The following is a 19,603-nucleotide window of genomic DNA, read 5'->3' as shown; positions in this document are numbered from 1 at the left end:
GTTTGTCATTCGTCGGCCGTCAGGCGGCTGTCCAGGCGGGGTCGTCGTCATGGCTTGCGGCTGGGTCGGGTCATGTCGGGTCGGTCGGGTGTCGTTCTCGGGGCTTCGCTCCATCTCTGGGGTCTCGTCGTGGTCATCGGTGGTGTGGACGGTGGGGAGAAGTGCCGTCGTCGCAGGTCGCGTCGCGTTTCGCCCTGTGGATGCGGGTGTGGACGACGGACCGGTGTCCGGGTCGGGTTGTGGACGGCGAGTCGTCGCCCCCAGTGGCTCCCCATCCCGGCTCGGGTTTTCCACAGGCAGGGAGGGGTCGGCCCCAGGCGGTCCCCACGGGGTGTGGGGACTCGTGGGTGGCCGTCGCGTGCGTCGCCTGCGGTGAGGAGGTGGGGTGTGGACGGCGCCGCGGCCGTCGACGGGGTCGTCACGCTCAGCCGTCCACAGGGTCTGTCCACAGGTGGGGGTCGTCGGGGCGGTCGTCCCGCTCACGACGGCCTGAGACGCCGTCCACAACGTTGTCCACACAACTGTGGAGAACGTTGTGGATCATGGGGGTGGGGTGAGGACGAGCTGCTCCCCGACGTCGAGCTGGCAGTGGAACAGGGCCTCGGGATCGGGCACCGGGCCGAGCTGGTGGAAGAGCTCTCCCGTCACCGCCCCGATGAGCAGGGTCCAGGCGGCGACCCCCCGGACGAGGCCGGCGGCCGGGACGTCCACCTCCGCCAGCATCGGGTCGTCGAGGATCCAGCCGACCGCCCGACGGGGCAGGTCGCCGGGCGCGTCGGCGTCGTCCGGGTGGGCCCGTGGAGGCCGGCCCCAGCCGGACGTGTCGAGCCGCCTCGCCCGGTGGGCGTCGTGGAGCAGCCGGACGAGAGCGGCGAGCACCGCCGTCCCCGGCTCGACGGTGCGTTCACGGGGGGCGACGTAGTCGGGCACCGGGGTGCCGTAGACGAGGGCGAAGTCGTGGGGGTGCGCGAGCGCCCAGGCGCGCAGGGCCCGGCCGATGGCGTGCCACCGGCCCGACAGGTCGTCGCGGTCGACCGCGTCGTGCGCGGCGAGGACGTCGTGGGCGAGCGAGGTGTAGGCGTCGACGATGAGGCGCGTGAGCAGGTCGTCGCGGCTCTCGACGTAGCGGTAGATGCCCGAGCTGACCATCCCGAGGTCCCGGGCGACGGCGCGGAGGCTGAGGCCCGCCGGCCCCTGTCGGGCGAGGTGCTCACGGGCCACCCGCAGGATGCCGGCCTCGATCTCGAGACGCTGTCGGGCGCGCTTGCCCGGGGCGGGGGAGGTCTGCGCGTCGTCGTCGGTCACGCGGCCACGCTGCCACACCGACCGGCATCCGACCAGTGAATGTGAGCAGTGCTCTTGTCTTTCGTCGGTCCGGGGTGCATGATCAAAGTGTGAGCGGTGCTCACACTTATTCAAGGAGCAGTCATGGGACACCACCTCGTCGTCGGGGCCGGCGGCATCGGCCGGTCGGTCACCGCCCACCTCGTCGCGCTGGGCCACACGGTCACCCTCGCCTCCCGCTCGGGGCGGGTGACGCAGCGACCGTGGGAGCAGGAGCCCGGGGGTACTGAGGCTGTCACCGTCGTGGCCGCCGACGCCGGCGACGCGGAGCGGCTCGTCCAGCTGGCGCGGGGGGCCGACAGCATCGTCAACGCCGTCAACCCCCCGAGCTACGACCGCTGGGACGCCGACTGGCCGCCGGTCGCGGCCGCCCTGCTCGAAGCGGCGGAGCGCACCGCCGCCGCCCTCGTCGTCATCGGCAACCTCTACCAGTACGGGGAGGTCGCCGGGCCGATGACCGAGTGGACGCCCCTCGCGGCGACGGGCAGCAAGGGCCGGCTGCGCGCCGACATGTGGCTGACCGCCCTCGAGGCCCAGCGCGCCGGTCGGGTGCGGGTCACCGAGCTGCGCTCGAGCGACTACGTCGGCCCGGGGGCGACGCGGATGACGAGCTACCTCGGCGACGTCGTCGTCGACCGGGTGGCGGCGGGCGGGCGGGCGCTCATGCCGGTGGGTCGCACCGACGTCCCGCACACGTGGACCTACATCCCGGACGTTGGACGCTTCGCCGCCCTCGTGTGCGCCCGGGCGGGCGAGGGAGCGGGGTCCGGAGCGGAGTCGGGTTCGGGGACGGAGGTGTTCGGCCGGCCCTGGCACGTGCCCAGCCCGGCGGCGCGCACGGTGCAGGAGGCGGCCGACGACGTCGCCCGGCTCACGGGTCACCGGCCGCGTCGGGTGCTTCGGCTGCCGCGACCGGTGGGGACGGCGCTCGGGCTCGTCATCCCCTTCTTCCGCGAGGTGCGTGAGACCCGGCACCAGTTCGAGCGCCCGTTCGTGCTCGACGCGTCGGAGGCGGAGCGGGTCTTCGGGTTCACCGCGACCCCGTGGGAGCAGGTGCTCACCGAGACGATCGCCGACCGGGTCGGGCCGGAGGCGCTCGTCGGCAGGGAGCGGGCGGCGTCGGGCGCCTGACGCCGGCTCGGCCGGCTCGGCCGTCTCTCCCGCGTCAGGCGACGGGTCGCGCCTGCTGGCCACCGACGTCGACGACGTCACCGGGCTGCAGCTGCCGGCCGCGGCGCGCCTCGATCTCGCCGTTGACGCGCACCTCGCCCGCCTCGAGCAGCGCCTTGGCGTGGCCGCCGTGCTCCGCGAGCCCGGCCAGCTTGAGGAACTGCCCGAGCCGGATCGGGCTCTCGCTCACGGTGACGTCGACGATGCTCACACCCCCACGGTACGGGGCGTCCGCCCCTCGCCGGCCACCCGGCATCCGCACGTCGTGCCGAGCGCGGGAGGTCAGTGCGACTGCTGGCGGATCCGGTTCGTCAGCTCGGTCACCTGCGAGTAGATGGCGCGCTTCTCGCTCATGAGCTCGCGGATCTTCTTGTTCGCGTGCATGACCGTCGTGTGGTCGCGGCCGCCGAAGAGCTGACCGATCTTCGGCAGCGACAGGTCGGTCATCTCGCGGCACAGGTACATCGCGATCTGGCGCGCCGTGACGAGCTGGCGCGAGCGGGAGGAGCCGCAGAGGTCCTCCATCGTCACGGCGTAGTAGGCGGCCGACACGGCCATGATCGTCGCCGCCGTCACCTGGTTGGGCGTCTCGTTGGGCAGGACGTCCTTGAGGACGATCTCGGCGAGCGGCAGGTCGACCGGCTGGCGGTTGAGGTTGCTGAACGCGGTGACCCGGATGAGCGCGCCCTCGAGCTCGCGGATGTTGGTGCTGAAGTTCGTCGCGATGTACTCGAGGACGTCGTCGGGCACCGACATGCGGTCCTGGATCGCCTTCTTGCGCAGGATCGCGATGCGGGTCTCGAGGTCGGGCGGCTGCACGTCGGTGAGCAGGCCCGACTCGAAGCGAGTGCGCATGCGGTCCTCGAAGCCCGAGAGCTCCTTCGGCGGCAGGTCGCTCGTGATGACGATCTGCTTGTTCGCGTTGTGCAGCGTGTTGAAGGTGTGGAAGAACTCCTCCTGGGTCTGCAGCTTGCCCTGGAGGAACTGGATGTCGTCGATGAGCAGCACGTCGACGTTGCGGTAGCGCGCCTGGAACGCGCTGGCCTTGTCGTCGCGGATGCTGTTGATGAAGTCGTTGGTGAACTCCTCGGAGTTCACGTAGCGCACCCGCACGTTCGGGAACATCGAGCGGGCGTAGTGCCCGATCGCGTGCAGCAGGTGCGTCTTGCCGAGGCCCGACTCGCCGTAGACGAAGAGCGGGTTGTACGCCTTCGCCGGCGCCTCGGCCACGGCGACCGCGGCGGCGTGGGCGAAGCGGTTGCTGGCCCCGATGACGAAGGTGTCGAAGGTGTACTTCGGGTTGAGCCGGGTGTCGGCCGGCGCCGAGGGCTCGGGGCGGTGCCGCAACGGACCGCTCTCGCCGCCGCGCAGGCGGTCGTCGAGGGGGTTGCCGGTGAGGTGGTGCAACCGCGGGTCACGGCCGTCGGGGATGCCGCCCTGCCGGCTCCCGTCGCCGTAGCCGTTCGTGCCGGGCTGGCCCTGCTGTCCGTAGCGGGCGTCGTGGCGGTCGGAGAGGTAGCCGTGGCCGCCGAACCCGTGGAAACCGTTGACGTCGGCGCCGTCGAGGTCCGCCCCGTCGAGGTCGGGGGCCGAGTCGGCGAGGTCGCGCAGCGGGTCGCTGACCGGGCTCGACTGACCGGGGATGCCGGCCGGCCCGCTCCCGTGACCGAACTGGCCAGGGTGGGACTGCTGGTGGGACTGCTGGTGGGACTGCTGGTCGAACCGGTCCTGGGCGCCACCGACGGCGTAGAGCGGACGCGGGTCGCGGGTGTCGGCCGGGTCGAGGCCCCCACGGTCGCGAGGGGCGTCGTCGTACCGGCCGCCCGTCTGCTGGCGCAGTCCGTCGAATCCGGGGGCGGCGTGCGCGTCGACCTCGAGCGACTCGTCGACCGACACGGCCAGCTGCATCGGCCCGCCGAGCTGGTCGGACAGCGCGCGCACGACCGCCTCGCGGGCCTTCGTCTCGAGCACGCCCTTCGTCATCGGGTTGGGTGCCTTGACGAGGGCGGTGCCGTCGAGCACCCCGACGAGCCGGCAGAGGCGCACGAAGGCGCGCTCCTGGTTGGAGACCCCGACGGCTTCGAGGGTGCCGATCGTCTGTCGCCAGACGTCTGCGTAGTCGACGTCCCCTTCTGCCACCTGGTCACCTGTCCCTGACTGCTGCTTGTGTTGCCGTGCTGCGCGGGTCCGGGTCCGTCCTGGCCCTGCGGTCGATCGGTCGTGCTCGTGCCCCTGCCGGTGGTGGCTGTCGTTGTCGTCGATCCTGACGAGCGCCGGCTCCACGACGTCCCGGCGACTGCCCCACGACACGGTACGTCCCCGGCGGCCGACCACCCACGGGTAGCGGCCAACGACGACGGACCGGCTGCCCCCGGGGGAGCCGCTGCGTCGGCACACGTCATCCACCGGGTACCGCCTCACCGCCCGAGGCGAGCACGACCGGCGTGGCCGGTGACCACATCATGCCGGTCGCATCGTCGAGACCGAGAGTTGTCCACAAGCTTCTCCACACCTGTGTACGAACCGTCCCGATGCAAGAGGACAGAACCTAACAACACCCGGGCGCCGGTGACAACCGCGTGCCGTGATCATTTCGCGACCTCCCGGCGTGTCGGCTTGTGTCCTGGCGAGGATGCGTCACGGTGGGCGGTTCGTCGACGCGCCGCCGCGGCCGACCGGAGGGCGACGGCCGGCTGTCGGGCGAGAGTCGGGGACGCACGGGCCGCGGTGGCCTCGGCTCCGGACGGCTGGTTTGACCCCCCTTCCCGGGCTCCCGTATCGTGGCCCCAGCGTGTCTGCGGCTTCCGCATGCCCGCGACGCAGCGCTCCGACACGGAGCCACCGCATCCGACACCGTCGGGCCGGGGACGCGTCACGGGTGGAGGACGATCCGTCAGGCGAACGCGACAGCCCCCGTCTCCAGGCTCCGGCGAGCAGCAGCACCCGCTCGCGTCGGACGCGGACCGAGACACGCACGAAGACTACGGAGAACCTCGTGAGCAAGCGCACCTTCCAGCCGAACAACCGCCGCCGCGCCAAGACGCACGGCTTCCGCCTGCGCATGCGCACCCGCGCGGGCCGTGCCATCCTCGGCGCCCGCCGCCGCAAGGGTCGCGCCGAGCTCTCGGCCTGAGCCCCCGGCGTGCTGCCGGCGCGGCACCGTCTGCGTGAGCGGGCGGACTTCACGTCGGCGGTGCGTGGGAGTGGCGCCGTCAGAGCAGGCGGGCGACTCATCGTCGTGCATGCCAACCGAGCCGATGCGCGAGCGGACTCTCCGCCGCGCGTCGGTTTTGTTGTGTCCAAGGCCGTCGGCAACGCCGTGGTGCGAAACCGCACCAAGCGGCGACTGCGCGCGGCCACCGCGAGCCGGCTGACCGGCATCCCCCACGGGGTCGACGTCGTCGTGCGGGCCAACCCCGCCTCGGCGCAAGCCGGTTGGGACGAGCTGGAGGCGTCGCTCGCGACGCAGCTCGAGTCGGCGGTGCGCAAGCTGGAGCAGCGGACGCGGGCCGCCGGCCCGGCGACGAGCCGGACGACCAGCCTGGATGGACGCGCCGCGACCGGACCGGCCGGATGAGCGCGGACCGGGCCCCGGAGGTCGGTGCCCATGACGGCGCCGGCCGGGTCGGCAGGCTGCTGGCCCGCCCCCTCGTGCTCGGGGTGCGGTCCTACCAGCGCGTCATCTCACCGATGCGGCCCCCGACCTGCCGCTTCTACCCGAGCTGCTCCGCGTACGCCGTGACGGCCCTGACCCGCTTCGGACCGGTGCGCGGCACCTGGCTGGCGGCCCGGCGCATCGGGCGCTGCCACCCGTGGAACCCGGGCGGGGTCGACCCCGTTCCTTCGACGTGGGCCGGACGTCACGACGTCCACCCCGAGGACTTCCGGCCCGGTGCGGCCGCTCCGCCGAGCGAGCCCACCGGCATCCGGCATGATGAGCCCACAGTGGTGAGCGGCGCGGCCGCCCGCCGAACGACAGAGGACTGACCTTGCTCGACTTCCTGCAGACCCTGCTCTACCCGATCAAGCTCGGCGAGGCGTGGGTCATGTACGCCTGGCACTGGCTCTTCGACCTCGTCGGGCTGCCCACGGGCTGGGCCTGGGCGATGTCGATCGTCGGCCTCACGGTCGTCGTGCGTCTGCTGCTCATCCCGCTCTTCGTCAAGCAGATCCACAGCTCACGGCGGATGCAGATGATCCAGCCGGAGATGCAGAAGATCCAGAAGAAGTACAAGGGCAAGCGCGACCCGGAGTCCCAGAAGGCCCAGCAGGCCGAGATGATGGACCTCTACCGACGCACGGGGACGAACCCGTTCAGCAGCTGTCTGCCGATCCTCATCCAGAGCCCGTTCTTCTTCGGCCTCTTCCAGCTGCTCAACAACCTGCGCGCGCAGTCCGAGGGCAAGCAGCCCGGTATCGGCCCGATCACGAACGAGGTCGCGCGCACGATCGAGAGCTCGACGATCTTCGGCGCCCGCCTGTCCGACGCTTTCATGACGAGCCCCGACGTCAACGTCAAGATCTTCACCGCGGTGCTCATCGTGCTCATGTCGGCGACGACGTTCACGACGCAGTACCAGCTGATGCGCAAGAACATGCCCGCGGCGGCGCTCGACAACCCGTTCGCGAAGCAGCAGAAGGTGCTGCTGTACCTCATGCCGTTCTTCTTCATGATCTCCGGCATCAACTTCCCCATCGGTGTCCTGCTCTACTGGCTGACCACCAACCTCTGGACCATGGGCCAGCAGTTCTACGTCATCCGCAACATGCCGGCGCCCGGCTCGGAGGCGGAGAAGGCCCAGCGAGAGCGGATGAAGCGCAAGGGCAAGACGGTCAAGGAGCTCGTCGTCCCGGGCCTCGGCACCGCCGTCGACGAGGTCGAGGACGACGCGCCCCGCTCGGGTCAGCGCCAGCAGCCGAAGGGCAAGAAGCGCGCCAAGGGGGCCCGCCCCGGTGTCGTGGGCGCCAACGGTTCGTCGAACACCAGTTCGGATGCCGACGGGGCTGACGTGGCCGTCGATCAGAATGCCGGCCAGGATGCCGACCTGGTGGCCGACGGCGCCGCGCCCGACCCGACCCGTGACGGGGCCGTCGCCGGCGCCCGAGCGACGACGGGGAGCTCGGGATCCCGGTCCGGTGGCTCGGCGACCTCGGCGACCTCGCCCGGCTCGCGTGCCGCTCGGCCCGGCACGGCCACGTCTCCCCGCCAGTCGCAGGCGGGCCGCAAGCGCAAGCGCGGCTCCAGCCCGCGCTGACCCCTGGGCCGGTGGCCCCGGGCGGAGCGGCAGTGTCTGCTGCCGGCGCCTGCGGCCCCGACCGACCCCCACCAACCACCCGCGACCTCGGTGACGAGGACGCATCAGACAGGCCGGCACCGCAGCGCAGCGGTTCTCCACAGGATGTGGACGGCGTGTGAACGAAGGAGACGAACGTGACGGACACCCAGTCACCCGCGGCAGAGCAGACGTCGTCGGCCGAGCCGGTCGACCTGACCGACTCGGCGGCGAGCCCGACGTCGCCGACCACGGACGCGACGCCGCAGCCGGAGCAGACTGACACCATCTCGGCGGAGTCAGCGGAGTCAGCGGAGTCGGCGCAGGCCGCTGACTCCGCGGGCCCGGCCGCCGGCGATCTCGACGACGCGGACGACGACGCTGCGGACGGGGAAGACGCCGAGGCGGGCGTGGACGGTACCGCCCCCTCGAAGCGCAAGACCCGGGTGCAGCAGCTCGAGCGCGAAGGTGAGGTGGCCGCCGACTTCCTCGAGACGCTGCTCGACATCGCGGACCTCGACGGCGACATCGACGTGGACGTCGACGGTGACCGCGCCGCGGTGGCCATCGTCGACTCCGAGGAGGGGCGCGTACCCCGTCGTCTCGTCGGCACGGACGGCAAGGTCCTTGAGGCCCTGCAGGAGCTGACCCGGCTCGCGGTCCAGGTCGAGACGGGCGAGCGCAGCCGCCTCATGCTCGACGTCGCCGGCCACCGGGCCGAGCGCCGCACGGCCCTCGTTGAGCTGGCCCACCGCTCGATCGCCGAGGTGAAGGAGACGGGCGAGCGGCGCAGCCTCGATCCCATGACCGCGTTCGAGCGCAAGGTCGTCCACGACGAGGTGTCGGCAGCCGGTCTCGTCTCCGAGTCGGAGGGCGTCGAGCCCCGCCGTCACATCGTCATCCTGCCTGCCTGAGGCCGGACCCCGAGTCGCTGGTTTCACGTGGAACTTCCCCCGACGCCCGCCGACGCCGCTCTGGTGTTCGGCGGGCGTCTGTCGTTGGCCGAACGGTTCGTCGAGATCCTCGCCGACACCGGGACCTCGCACGGGCTCATCGGGCCCCGCGAGACACCCCGGCTCTGGGAGCGGCACGTCCTCAACTGTGCCGTCGTGGAACGGGTCATCCCCACGACCGACACCACGCAGCCGCTCATCGACGTGGGGTCGGGCGCCGGGCTGCCCGGGGTCGTCCTCGCCATCGCCCGACCGGACCTGCACGTGCACCTCGTCGAACCGTTGGCGCGCCGGACGACGTGGTTGTCCGAGACCGTCACCGCGCTCGGGCTGGACAACACGACCGTGCACACCGCTCGGGCTGAGTCACTCTGGGGCCAGGTGTCGGCCCCGTGGGTGACGGCACGCGCCGTGAGCAACCTGCGTCAGCTCGCGCTGTGGTGCCTACCGCTGCTCGAACCGCAGGGCCGGCTCCTCGCCCTCAAGGGTGAGCGTGCCGCCACGGAGCTGGAGGAGCACCGAGCCTCCCTCGCCGCGTTGGGCGTCGTCGAGATGTCGTCGGAGCTCGTCGGACAGGAGCTGATCGAACCGACGCACCTCGTGACCCTGCGGGTGGGCGCCGCGGTCGACCGCGTCCGGCTTGCTCGTGAGGCCCCAGGAAGCGCGGGGTCCGCGCGGCGTCGGGCGGACCGCCCCGCCGGGACCCGCGGCTCCGGGCGGTCCCGCGGCGGTTCGACGTCGCCCGGTCGACGACCGAAAGGCGATCCGGGTACGTCGTCTTGACGGCGTTTCTCCCCGGGGACAGCCCGGCGAAGACCCTTCGTCGCCAATGGTGCGTCCGACCGGACGGTGATTGAGGGCCGTCCCGGTCGCCGCGTGTGCACCGCGTTGGCGCGCCTGCTCGTCACCGTGAAAGGCTACGGGCGGGCGCTGTCGTGGCACCCGATCGCAGTCGACCGGAGGTAGCACCGACGTGAGTGAGCAGCAGCGCCTGGGGTGGCTCAGTGAGCCGGAGCCCGACGAGGCACGGCGGCTGCTGGGGTGGTCCCTGCGGGCGGTTTCACGTGAAACACGCGACCGAGGGCTCGTCACGGAGACGTCGGCCGCCGGAGACACCGCTCGCCACAACGCGGACACCGACGTTTCGCACCCGGCGGTGCCGTCGGTGGTGTCGTCGGTGGTGTCGTCGGTCGTGTCGTCGATGCCGCCTACGGATGAACGGGAGCGGGCCGTGGACAGCCCCGCCAGTCGGGCCGCGACGGACGAGACGTCCGACCTCACCACCGACACGGCGTCGCCGACCGCCGCGGACGACGCCGGGGATGTCGTGGCGCCGAGTGTGAGCGACCGTGCCTCGGACGGCGACCGCGTTCTGGCCCCCACGCCCCAGGGGACCGTGGCCGATGTCGAGCCGTCACGAGACAACGCAGCGAGGCCGGCTGAGCCGGGTCCGGCCCTGACGACGGTGAACACGACGATGGTGACCGCACCGGAGACCACTGCCGTCGGCGATGCGCGTCCCGCCGCAGCGTCCGCGGTCGCGGAGACCGCTGTCGAGCCGGTGGCATCCTCGCCCGCCGAGCCTGTCCCCGCGTCGGTAGACCCGGCGGCGCCCGACGACGACACGTCCCGCGCTGCGGTGGCCTCCGTCATCCCGCCCATGGACGGTGACACCCCGCTCGCCCGCGAGCTCGCGGACAACGCCCGCCGCCGCATCGCGCTCACCGGACGACGCTTCCCCGTGCCCACGGGACCTCGGGTGCTGACGGTCTCGAACCAGAAGGGCGGCGTCGGCAAGACGACGACCACCGTGAACATCGCCGCGGCGATGGCGCAGTCCGGCCTCCGGGTGCTCGTCATCGACCTCGACCCCCAGGGGAACGCGAGCACGGCCCTCGGTATCGAGCACCACGCCGAGGTCCCCTCGATCTACGACGTGCTCGTCGAAGGCACACCACTCGCGGATGTCGTCCAGCCGTGCCCCACGGTGGACGGACTCTTCGGTGCTCCGGCGACCATCGACCTGGCCGGCGCAGAGATCGAGCTCGTGTCCCTCGTGGCGCGCGAGATGCGTCTCGGCCGTGCCCTCCAGGCCGCCACCCGAGCCGGGCTGGCCTTCGACTACGTGTTCATCGACTGCCCGCCCAGCCTCGGCCTGCTCACGGTGAACGCGATGGTGGCCGCGAGCGAGGTCTTCATCCCGATCCAGTGTGAGTACTACGCCCTCGAAGGTCTGTCGCAGCTGCTCAAGAACATCGAGCTCATCCGGTCACACCTCAACCCTGATCTCCACGTGTCGACGATCCTCCTTACCATGTACGACGGCCGCACCCGGCTGTCGGCACAGGTGGCCGACGAGGTGCGCGCCCACTTTCCGGCCGAGGTGCTGCGCACCACAGTCCCGAGGTCGGTGCGCATCAGTGAGGCACCGAGCTTTGGCGAGACGGTCATGACGTACGACGCCGCGAGCACGGGAGCTTTGGCCTACCTCGAGGCCGCGAGCGAAATCGCCGACCGTGGGGCGCAGGGCGGCACGTGACTACGCGTTTCACGTGAAACAAGGGGTGAGGCGTTTCACGTGAGACATCACGCGTTGTCCACCGAAACACCAGGGTTTCACGTGAAACACGGAACCCGGTCAGCCAAGCGGGCAGGACAGAAGACGACGTGGCCGCCACCCGGACTCACCGGGCACGACCACTGAGCACGACTCACAGCACCACTACGAAGGAGTGTCATGGCGGAGAAGCGACGAGCCCTGGGCCGCGGTCTGGGAGCACTCATCCCAAGTGCCCCGGCCACGCCGGGTGACCGACCCGTCGACGTCTTCTTTAGGGACCGGTCCGCCGCCCCCACGGCCCCGCGCGAGTCGACCGCTCCCGAGGTGTCGCCCACGCCCGACCAGGTGGGGACGCCCGGAGCCTCGCCGGCGGCCGACGACCTCGCCGCCACCCGATCGGCCGTGACGCAGAGTACAGACGACAGCCGGACCCATCTCACCGACGCGTCGAACGGCGCTGCGAGCCCGGCGACCTCGGACGCCGCCGACGGCCAGCGCGACGACATCGCCGTATCCGAGCAGTCGGCCCCCGCTGTCGACGAGAGCGCCAGCTCAGGTCTGGCCCCCGTCCCCGGTGCGACCTTCGCCGAGGTCGACATCAGTGCCATCCGGCCGAACCCGCGGCAGCCGCGCACCGTCTTCGACGAGGACCAGCTCGCCGAGCTCGTCCACTCCATCGCCGAGATCGGCGTCCTGCAGCCCGTCGTCGTCCGCCCCGCCACGCCGTCCACCGCTGACACCGATGGCGACGACGGCGTCCGGTACGAGCTCATCATGGGTGAGCGTCGGTGGCGCGCCTCACAGGAGGCCGGGCTGGCCACGATCCCGGCCATCATCAAGGAGACCCATGACGACGATCTCCTGCGTGACGCGCTGCTGGAGAACCTGCACCGCAGCCAGCTGAACCCGCTCGAGGAGGCAGCGGCCTACCAGCAGCTGCTCGACGACTTCGGCTGCTCCCACGACGAGCTGGCCGGCCGCCTCGGCCGTTCCCGCCCCCAGATCAGCAACACGCTCCGGCTGCTCCGGCTCCCGCCGCTCGTCCAGCGGCGCGTGGCGGCCGGTGTGCTCAGCGCCGGACACGCCCGTGCCCTGCTCGGCCTCGCCGACGCCGCCGCAATGGAGCGGCTCGCGCAGCGCATCGTCGCCGAAGGGCTGTCCGTGCGCACCGTCGAGGAGATCGTCACGCTCGGCGACGACGAGACGCCCGCCCGTCAGCGTCGCCCCCGAGCCGGTGCGCGCCACCCGCAGCTCGACGACCTCTCGGCCCACCTCGCCGACCACCTCGAGACGCGCGTGGCCATCGCCCTCGGTCGACGCAAGGGCAAGATCACCGTCGAGTTCGCCTCCGTCGAGGACCTCGAGCGCATCCTGGCCCTCATGGGCATCGACGAGCGTGAGCGTGAGGGGGCCTCGGACGGGGCGACCATCGACGGGCACGCCCTCGCGCGGCCGTGAACGCCACCGGGCGACAGCCGCGGTCCGGCATCGTGAGCCGTCGTGCCTGAGGGTCACACCATCCACGCCCTCGCGGCGAGGCTGAACCGGGCCTTCGCCGGCCTGGAGGTGCAGGCGAGCAGCCCTCAGGGTCGGTTCGCCTTCGAGGCGGCCCGCATCGACGGGCAGGTGCTCGAGCACGCCCGGGCCAACGGCAAGCACCTCTTCGTCGAGTACCCCCACGAGACGCTGCACATCCACCTCGGTCTCATCGGCTCCCTGCCGGTGCTGCCGCTGCACGGGGCGCTGCCACCGGAGCCCCGCGGAGCCCTGCGGCTGCGCCTGCTGACCGAGCACCACGTCGCCGACCTCCGCGGGCCCATCGCGTGCGAGCTCGTCGACGACGAGCGCGTCGGCCGCATCGAGACCGCCCTCGGCCCCGACCCCCTCGACGTCGAGGCGGACGGCGACCGGGCGTGGCAGCTCATCAGGACCCGCCGCCGGTCGGTCGCCGAGCTGCTCATGGACCAGTCGATGGTCGCCGGGGTCGGCAACGTCTATCGGTGCGAGGTGCTGCATCGGCACCGGATCAACCCCTTCACCCTCGGTGTCGAGCTCAAGCCCGCCTCGTGGCGTCTCGTCTGGGACGACCTCGTCCGCCTGCTCCCCCTGGGGGTGGCGTTCTCACAGATCCTCACCCTCGACGACCAGGTCGAGGAGGCGCAGCGGATGGTGGCCGACGGCTCGGCGCGGCCCATCACGGAGGGCTCGACCGGCGAGCGTCTCGGGGGCTACTTCGAGCGTCGCTTCGCCGTGTACAAGCGCACCGGCCAGGCGTGCCCCCGGTGCGGCAAGACGGTGCGCGAGCAGGAGGTGGCCGGTCGGCGCCTCTACTGGTGCGCCAACTGCCAGCGCCGACACTGAGCCGGGTGTGCGCATCGGCCCGGATGCCGTTGTGTCCCAGTGGGATTCGGGCGGTATCAGCGCCCTCCGTCGTCGGTGTCGCCAGGCGCCGAGCGCACGACCTCGGCCCCGTGGAGCGCTGCGGCCCGCGGCTACGCTGACGTCATGGCTGCGTCCACCCGTCGTGCCTCGCGCACCCACGTCGTCGCCCACCTGAGCGACACCCACCTGCTCGCACCGGGACAGCTGCTGCACGGTCGCGTCGACACGGGCGCCCAGCTGCGACAGGCGCTGTCGCGCGTCGAGCAGTCGGCGGAACCGATCGACGCGCTGGTCGTCTCGGGCGACCTCACCGACACGGCCGACCCCCGCGCCTACGCCCTGTTCCGCGAGATCGTCGACCCCGTCGTCGAACGGCTGGGAGCTGTGCTCGTGACGACCGGCGGCAACCACGACGAGCGCCGCCCGCTCGCGGCGGCGCTGCACGGTCTCGACACCGACGCCCCGCAGGACCGCGTGCACGACGTCCGAGGGCTGCGCGTCGTCACCCTCGACTCCGCGGTGCCGGGCTACCACCACGGGGGCCTCGACGACGCCCAGTACGCCTGGCTCGCAACGGTTCTCGCCGAACCGGCCGAGCACGGCACGCTCCTCGTCGTGCACCACGCGCCCATCGCGTACCGCTCCCCGACCATGACCCTGCTCGACTTCGACGACGTCGGCCGGCTGGGCGCCGCGGTCGCGGGCACCGACGTGCGGGCGGTGCTGAGCGGCCACCTCCACGTGACGAGCTTCGGCACGCTGGCCGGCATCCCGGTGCTGGTCGCCGGTGGGGTCAGCTACGCGGACGACATCGCGGTCCCACCCGAGCTCATGATGGGGGTCGACGGGCCGCAGTCGTGGAACCTCGTCGAGGTCTACCCCGACGACGTCGTCAGCACGGTGGCACCGGTGACCGACCACCCGACGTGGGCCGTCCTCACCGACGCCGTCCGCGAGTACCTGGCCGCCGTCCCCGAGGACGAACGCCGAGAGGTGTTCTCCCGCAAGCGAACCGGCTGATCACCGGACGAGAATCCCGGTCGCCGACCGGGGAGATCTGGGGCAGCGCGGGGCCTACCGCCCCAGGGCCGGGTCAGAGCAGCGCGAGCACCGGGTTGTGGTCGGCGGGGACGACCTCGCGCGGCGGTCCGGGCGGGGTGCCGTCGCCGAAGGGCGAGCCGCCCAGCTCCTCACGACCGTGAGGGGTGGCCCAGTTCGACAGGTCCGGACCCGACGGGATGATGCCGGTGGGGTTCACGTCGCGGTGCACGACGTAGTAGTGCGCCTTGATGTGCGCGAAGTCGGTCGTGTCACCGAACCCCGGGGTCTGGAAGAGGTCGCGGGCGTAGGCCCAGAGCACCGGCATCTCGTCGAGCTTGCTGCGGTTGCACTTGAAGTGGCCGTGGTAGACCGGGTCGAAGCGCGCGAGGGTCGTGAAGAGCCGCACGTCGGCCTCGGTGATGTGGTCGCCGACGAGGTAGCGGCGCGTGCGCAGGCGTTCCTCGAGCACGTCGAGCTGGGTGAAGAGCCGCTCGTAGGCGCTGTCGTAGGCGTCCTGGGTGCCCGCGAAGCCGCAGCGGTACACGCCGTTGTTGACCTCGGTGTAGATCGGCTTGCTGACGCTCTCGATCTCGTCCTGAAGGTGCTCGGGGTAGAGGTCGGGCGCGCCCTCGCGGTGGAACTCGCGCCACTCGGTCTCCATGTCGACGGTCATCTGCTTGAAGTCGTTGGTGACGACCTCGCCCGTCGTCGTGTCGACGAACGCGGGCACCGTGATGCCGCGCGGGTAGTCGGGGAACCGCTTGAGGTAGGCGTCCTGGATGCGGGGGATCTGCAGCACCGGGTCGACGCCGCCGGGGTCGAGGTCGAAGGTCCAGCTGCGCCTGTCGTGGGTCGGGCCGCAGATCCCCATCGAGATGGCGTCCTCGAGCCCGAGCAGCCGACGCACGATGATGGTGCGGTTCGCCCACGGGCACGCGCGGGCGACGACGAGCCGGTAGCGCCCCGCCTCGACCCGGTGGCCGTCACGGGCGTCACGGGTGATGCGGGTCGTGATGTAGTTCGTGTCGCGCTCGAAGCTCTCCTCGACGTACGAGCCCTGTTCGCCCTGACGCTCGTCCGTGTCGGTACCGCTGCTGTCGCCCATGGTTGAACTTTAGATGGTCTGGCACCGTCGCGTCGGCCGGCAGCCTCAGGGCCGCGTTCACCCGGCTGTCCACGGCATCCGTCCACGCACCAGAATGGCGGCATGCGCACGCTGCACCCCCTGACGCCCGACCGCGTCGGCGACCTGCTCGGTGCGTGCTCGCCGTGCGCGTTCTGGCAGACGGGGCCGCAGGGCGACGGCGGTCACGGGTCGGATGCCGGTCAGGCCCTCCGCGCGTGGGTCGAGCAGGTGGGCGCCGAGTGGGGGCCCCCGGGACGGGTGCTCTACGTCGACGACGCCCCGGTCGGGCACGTCGTGCTCGCGCCGGCCCGGCTCGTGCCGCGGCTCGCCACCTTCGCCACCGCGCCGTCCGACCCGGCGGCCGTCGTGCTCGTCACGGCCGCCCTCGGCACGAACGGGCAGCGGCGACTGCTCATGCAGGCCGCGGCCAAGGAGGCGCTCGCCCACGGCGCCCGGTCCATCGACGTCGTCGCGGCCCGGCCGCTGGCCGTCGGGCGGCACGGGTGCGTGCTCGAGGTGTCCGGGCTCGACCGGCTCGGCTTCCACGTCGAGCGTGACCACCCGACCTACCCCCGGCTGCGGCTCGACCTGCGCACCGTCGTCACCATCCGCGATGAGGCGGCGGCCTACGTCGCGTCCCGGCTCGCCCGCCTGCCCGGGCTGCGGCCGGCGCCCGAGACCCGGCCCGACGGAGCGACCCGCGCCCGGCGTCGGCACGAGTAGCGGCTCGCACCGGCCGCCGGCCTGCCGGTCCACCGGGCCGCCGAGTGCATGGACCTGGCCGGACCTCAGCCGGTCGCGCCGACCTCGGCCCCGGTCGACCCGGACCGCAGCGCCTCGAGGTGTCGGCGCAGGTCGCCGAGGTGCAGCACCCCGGTCTGCGCGGTGTCGTTCTCGCCGAGGTAGAGCCGCTGCAGGGCCACGACCGTCGCCTCGGCGACCCGGTCGAGCGTCTCGGGGCGTGACAGCAGGCCGGCGTCGCCCTCGTGGTCGAGGTAGCCGACGTCGAGCTGCACGGCGGGCATCCGGGTGCGGCGCAGCAGGGTCCACGTGCGGGCGTGGGTGCGGCAGTCGGTCAGGCCGGTGCGGGCCACGACCTCGCGCAGCAGCACGTCGGCGAAGCGCTCCCCGATGAGCGAGCGCGCGCCGTGCGCTCCCGAGCCACCGGACCCGTTGGCACCGGTCGCGCCGCGGGCGTCGTGGCCGTAGAAGTACGTCGCGACGCCGTGCGCCGACCCCGACGGGGAGTGGTCGGAGTGCAGCGACAGCACGAGGTCGGCCTCGACACCGTTCGCGAAGTCGGCCCGGTCGTCGTCGGTGCCGGCCGTCGTGGCGTTCGTACGCGTGAAGACGACGTTGACTCCGTGGGCCGACAGGCGCCCCTCGATGCGGCGGGCCAGCTCGAGCGAGAGGTCGGCCTCGACGAGGCCCTTCAGCCCCTCGGCCCCGCGGTCGTCGCCGCCGTGCCCGGGGTCGATGACGATGGTGCGCCCGCTCAGGCTGTGGCCCGAGCGGCGGATGTGCTCGCGCTCGCGCAGGGCGTTGGCCGAGCCACCGCGCACCGAGCGGCGCAGGGCCTGGAACGCGCGCATCGTCTCCGGGCCGACGGTGCCGTCACCGACCAGCCCGACGTCGGCCTGGAAGGCGCGCACCGCCTCGTCGGTCAGCGGTCCGTGGATGCCGTCGACCTTGCCCGGGCGGAACCCCAGCTCGACGAGCCGCCCCTGCAGCGTGGCGACGTCGTCACCCTCCAGGAAATGACCGGGCTGGTGCCGCAGGACGCGGTCGCCCAGGGCGTAGCGCGCGCCGTCGAGGGCGGCGTAGGTCGCGGTGCCGACGACACCGTCGACGAGCAGGCCGCGTCGCTGCTGGAACGACTTGACCGCGCGTTCGACCCGGTCGTCGAACTCGAGGACGGCGTCCTCGGAGACGTCGTCGGAGCCGTCGGCGTCGAGCTCGCCGACGATGACGAGGCGCTCACGCACGGCGGCGACGGCAGAACCGCGGTCGCCGCGGCGGATGGCGATGGCAGACGGTGGCGTCACGGTCACTCCTTCCGGGCCGGGCGCAGCCCGACGACGGGACACGCCCTCGAGCCGGGCTCAGGCTAGTACGCCGACGGCGCGCAGGCCCGCGGGCGTGCGCGCCATCGGTGTGTCGGCACCGCCGCTGATGGCGGTCGGGGCGCGATCAGGGCGTCCCCCACCGTCACCGCGGCGGATGCCGGGTGGCTCGGTCGGCCCGTCAGCCGATGTAGTCCTCGAGCTCGCGCAGCAGCTTGGGCTTGGGGTGCGCGCCGATGATGGTCTTGACGACCTCGCCCTTGACGTACACGTTGAGCGTCGGGATCGAGGTCACGCCGTAGCGGGCGGCGGTGTCCTGGTTCGCGTCGGTGTCGAGCTTGACGATCTCGATCTTGTCGCCGTGCTGCTCGGCGATCTCCTCGAGGATCGGCGCGACCTTGCGGCACGGGCCGCACCACGTCGCCCAGAAGTCGACGAGCACGGGCTTCTCGCTCATGAGCACGTCGTCGGCGAAGGTGGCGTCGGTGGTCTGTTTCAGGGCCATGGTCTTTCCTGTTCTCCTGCGGGGTGGGGCGGTGGTGCGGGTGGGGCGCCGGTCGGGCCGTCCGCCGGTCGGCGGAGCGACCCCCGTGGCGCCGGTGGTGCGCCGAGACTAGGCGCGGGCACCGACAGGCTCGGTGGGCAGGCTGCCTTCGGCCGGGGTCTCGACGGGGTCGGCCTCGTCGATCTCGGTGGCCTCCTGCTGGGCGGCCTCCGGGGTGGCGGTGTCGGCCAGCGCGGCGAGGTAGTGCTCGGCGTCCAGGGCCGCGGAGCAGCCCGACCCGGCGGCGGTGATGGCCTGGCGGTAGGTGTGGTCGACGAGGTCGCCGCACGCGAAGACACCGGGCACGTTGGTGCGCGTCGACCGGCCCTGCACGAGCACGTAGCCCGCGTCGTCGAGCTCGACGAGCCCACCGGCATCCGGGCCCGTTGCTGCCTCGGCGGTCAGCAGCTCGTTGCGCGGGTCGTGGCCGATGGCGACGAAGAGGCCGGTGACGGCCAGCTCGCGCGTCTCGCCGGTGACGGTGTCGCGCAGCGTGACGCCCGACAGCTTGCCCTCGCCGTGGATCTCGGCGACCTCGGAGTTCCACGCGAAGCGGATCTTGTCGTTCGAGTGGGCGCGCTCGGCCATGATCTTGCTGGCGCGCAGCTCGCCGCGGCGGTGCACGATCGTCACCGAGCGGGCGAACTTGGTCAGGAAGGTGGCCTCCTCGACGGCGGAGTCGCCGCCGCCGACGACGGCGATGTCCTGGTCGCGGAAGAAGAACCCGTCGCACGTCGCGCACCAGGAGACGCCGTGGCCCGACAGCTCCTTCTCGCGGGGCAGGCCGAGCTCGCGGTAGGCCGAGCCCATCGCGAGGACGACGGCGTGGGCGCGGTGCACGGTGCCGGAGCCGTCGGTGACGGTCTTCACGGCGCCGCTGAGGTCGACCGCGGTGACGTCGTCGGTGACGAGCTCGGCACCGAAGCGCTCGGCCTGCGCGCGCATGCCGTCCATGAGGTCGGGGCCCATGATCCCGTCCTTGAAGCCGGGGTAGTTCTCGACCTCGGTCGTGTTCATCAGCGCGCCGCCGGCCGTGACCGCACCCTCGAACACGAGCGGGTGCAGGTTGGCGCGCGCGGCGTACGTGGCGGCGGTGTAGCCCGCCGGGCCCGAACCGATGATGATGACGTTGCGGACGTCCGACATG

The 19,603-nt window shown here is 72.2% G+C and carries 19 protein-coding genes; 12 read left to right on the top strand and 7 right to left on the bottom strand.

The features are described 5' to 3' along the window. Positions 1 to 540 precede the first annotated feature (540 nt). Complete coding sequence (locus DFJ68_RS15650) at positions 541 to 1,305, bottom strand: TetR/AcrR family transcriptional regulator (RefSeq protein WP_121034529.1); 765 nt, start codon at positions 1,303 to 1,305, stop codon at positions 541 to 543. Positions 1,306 to 1,428: 123 nt separating this feature from the next. Between DFJ68_RS15650 and DFJ68_RS15645 the strand changes: the two genes are divergently transcribed. Next, positions 1,429 to 2,475 carry an NAD-dependent epimerase/dehydratase family protein gene (locus tag DFJ68_RS15645; RefSeq protein ID WP_121034528.1) on the top strand — a complete coding sequence of 349 codons (1,047 nt, stop codon included), beginning with the start codon at positions 1,429 to 1,431 and terminating at the stop codon, positions 2,473 to 2,475. A 34-nt stretch (positions 2,476 to 2,509) separates the two neighbouring features. Here DFJ68_RS15645 and DFJ68_RS15640 read toward each other — a convergent pair whose 3' ends face one another. After that, a complete protein-coding gene (locus tag DFJ68_RS15640; protein ID WP_372498853.1) occupies positions 2,510 to 2,725 on the bottom strand; it encodes an RNA-binding S4 domain-containing protein in 216 nt (71 codons plus the stop codon). 71 nt (positions 2,726 to 2,796) lie between these two features. Then, positions 2,797 to 4,158 carry a chromosomal replication initiator protein DnaA gene (gene dnaA, locus DFJ68_RS15635; protein ID WP_245963818.1) on the bottom strand — a complete coding sequence of 454 codons (1,362 nt, stop codon included), beginning with the start codon at positions 4,156 to 4,158 and terminating at the stop codon, positions 2,797 to 2,799. A 1,351-nt stretch (positions 4,159 to 5,509) separates the two neighbouring features. Here dnaA and rpmH point away from each other — a divergent pair. The 10 genes from rpmH to DFJ68_RS15585 all read left to right on the top strand — a co-directional run bounded on the left by rpmH (position 5,510) and on the right by DFJ68_RS15585 (position 14,702). Beyond that, complete coding sequence (gene rpmH / locus DFJ68_RS15630; protein ID WP_121035443.1) at positions 5,510 to 5,647, top strand: 50S ribosomal protein L34; 138 nt, start codon at positions 5,510 to 5,512, stop codon at positions 5,645 to 5,647. 9 nt (positions 5,648 to 5,656) lie between these two features. Beyond that, positions 5,657 to 6,091 carry a ribonuclease P protein component gene (gene rnpA / locus DFJ68_RS15625; RefSeq protein WP_121034525.1) on the top strand — a complete coding sequence of 145 codons (435 nt, stop codon included), beginning with the start codon at positions 5,657 to 5,659 and terminating at the stop codon, positions 6,089 to 6,091. After that, a complete protein-coding gene (gene yidD, locus DFJ68_RS15620) occupies positions 6,088 to 6,501 on the top strand; it encodes a membrane protein insertion efficiency factor YidD (protein WP_121034524.1) in 414 nt (137 codons plus the stop codon). Before rnpA ends, yidD begins: the two co-directional genes overlap by 4 nt. Before the next feature lie 2 nt (positions 6,502 to 6,503). Continuing rightward, a complete protein-coding gene (gene yidC, locus DFJ68_RS15615) occupies positions 6,504 to 7,769 on the top strand; it encodes a membrane protein insertase YidC (protein ID WP_121034523.1) in 1,266 nt (421 codons plus the stop codon). Between the two features lie 428 nt (positions 7,770 to 8,197). Further along, complete coding sequence (locus DFJ68_RS15610) at positions 8,198 to 8,701, top strand: Jag family protein (protein ID WP_245963817.1); 504 nt, start codon at positions 8,198 to 8,200, stop codon at positions 8,699 to 8,701. Between the two features lie 27 nt (positions 8,702 to 8,728). After that, a complete protein-coding gene (rsmG, locus tag DFJ68_RS15605) occupies positions 8,729 to 9,523 on the top strand; it encodes a 16S rRNA (guanine(527)-N(7))-methyltransferase RsmG (protein WP_121034522.1) in 795 nt (264 codons plus the stop codon). A gap of 694 nt (positions 9,524 to 10,217) precedes the next feature. Next, entirely contained in the window at positions 10,218 to 11,279 is a 1,062-nt protein-coding gene (locus DFJ68_RS15600) for a ParA family protein (protein WP_245963693.1), read from the top strand. A 198-nt stretch (positions 11,280 to 11,477) separates the two neighbouring features. Next, entirely contained in the window at positions 11,478 to 12,758 is a 1,281-nt protein-coding gene (locus DFJ68_RS15595; RefSeq protein WP_121034521.1) for a ParB/RepB/Spo0J family partition protein, read from the top strand. 42 nt (positions 12,759 to 12,800) lie between these two features. After that, the gene (locus tag DFJ68_RS15590) at positions 12,801 to 13,661 is read left to right on the top strand and encodes an Fpg/Nei family DNA glycosylase (protein WP_121034520.1); all 861 of its coding nucleotides are present in this window, start codon (positions 12,801 to 12,803) and stop codon (positions 13,659 to 13,661) included. Between the two features lie 144 nt (positions 13,662 to 13,805). Beyond that, positions 13,806 to 14,702, top strand: coding sequence for a metallophosphoesterase (locus tag DFJ68_RS15585; protein ID WP_121035440.1), 897 nt, complete (start codon positions 13,806 to 13,808; stop codon positions 14,700 to 14,702). Between the two features lie 73 nt (positions 14,703 to 14,775). On the opposite strand, the gene DFJ68_RS15580 is transcribed toward DFJ68_RS15585, so the two are convergent. After that, entirely contained in the window at positions 14,776 to 15,828 is a 1,053-nt protein-coding gene (locus DFJ68_RS15580; RefSeq protein ID WP_121034519.1) for a glutathione S-transferase family protein, read from the bottom strand. Between the two features lie 102 nt (positions 15,829 to 15,930). On the opposite strand from DFJ68_RS15580, the gene DFJ68_RS15575 reads away from it, so the two are divergent. Continuing rightward, positions 15,931 to 16,572, top strand: a complete 642-nt coding sequence (locus DFJ68_RS15575; RefSeq protein ID WP_121034518.1) for an N-acetyltransferase — start codon at positions 15,931 to 15,933, stop codon at positions 16,570 to 16,572. A gap of 65 nt (positions 16,573 to 16,637) precedes the next feature. Here the strand turns inward: DFJ68_RS15575 and DFJ68_RS15570 are convergent, their stop codons facing one another. From DFJ68_RS15570 to trxB, 3 genes are all read right to left on the bottom strand, one after another. Next, on the bottom strand, positions 16,638 to 17,894 hold the full coding sequence (locus tag DFJ68_RS15570) for an N-acetylmuramoyl-L-alanine amidase (RefSeq protein WP_121035439.1): 1,257 nt from the start codon (positions 17,892 to 17,894) through the stop codon (positions 16,638 to 16,640). 199 nt (positions 17,895 to 18,093) lie between these two features. Further along, positions 18,094 to 18,417, bottom strand: coding sequence for a thioredoxin (gene trxA, locus DFJ68_RS15565; RefSeq protein ID WP_121034517.1), 324 nt, complete (start codon positions 18,415 to 18,417; stop codon positions 18,094 to 18,096). A 108-nt stretch (positions 18,418 to 18,525) separates the two neighbouring features. Continuing rightward, entirely contained in the window at positions 18,526 to 19,602 is a 1,077-nt protein-coding gene (gene trxB, locus DFJ68_RS15560) for a thioredoxin-disulfide reductase (RefSeq protein ID WP_121034516.1), read from the bottom strand. Position 19,603: the final 1 nt, after the last annotated feature.

This window comes from Terracoccus luteus, assembly GCF_003635045.1.
Lineage (GTDB): Bacteria > Actinomycetota > Actinomycetes > Actinomycetales > Dermatophilaceae > Terracoccus > Terracoccus luteus.
The sequence above is the reverse complement of the archived record's forward strand: the minus strand, read 5'-3'. Positions and strand labels throughout refer to the sequence as shown.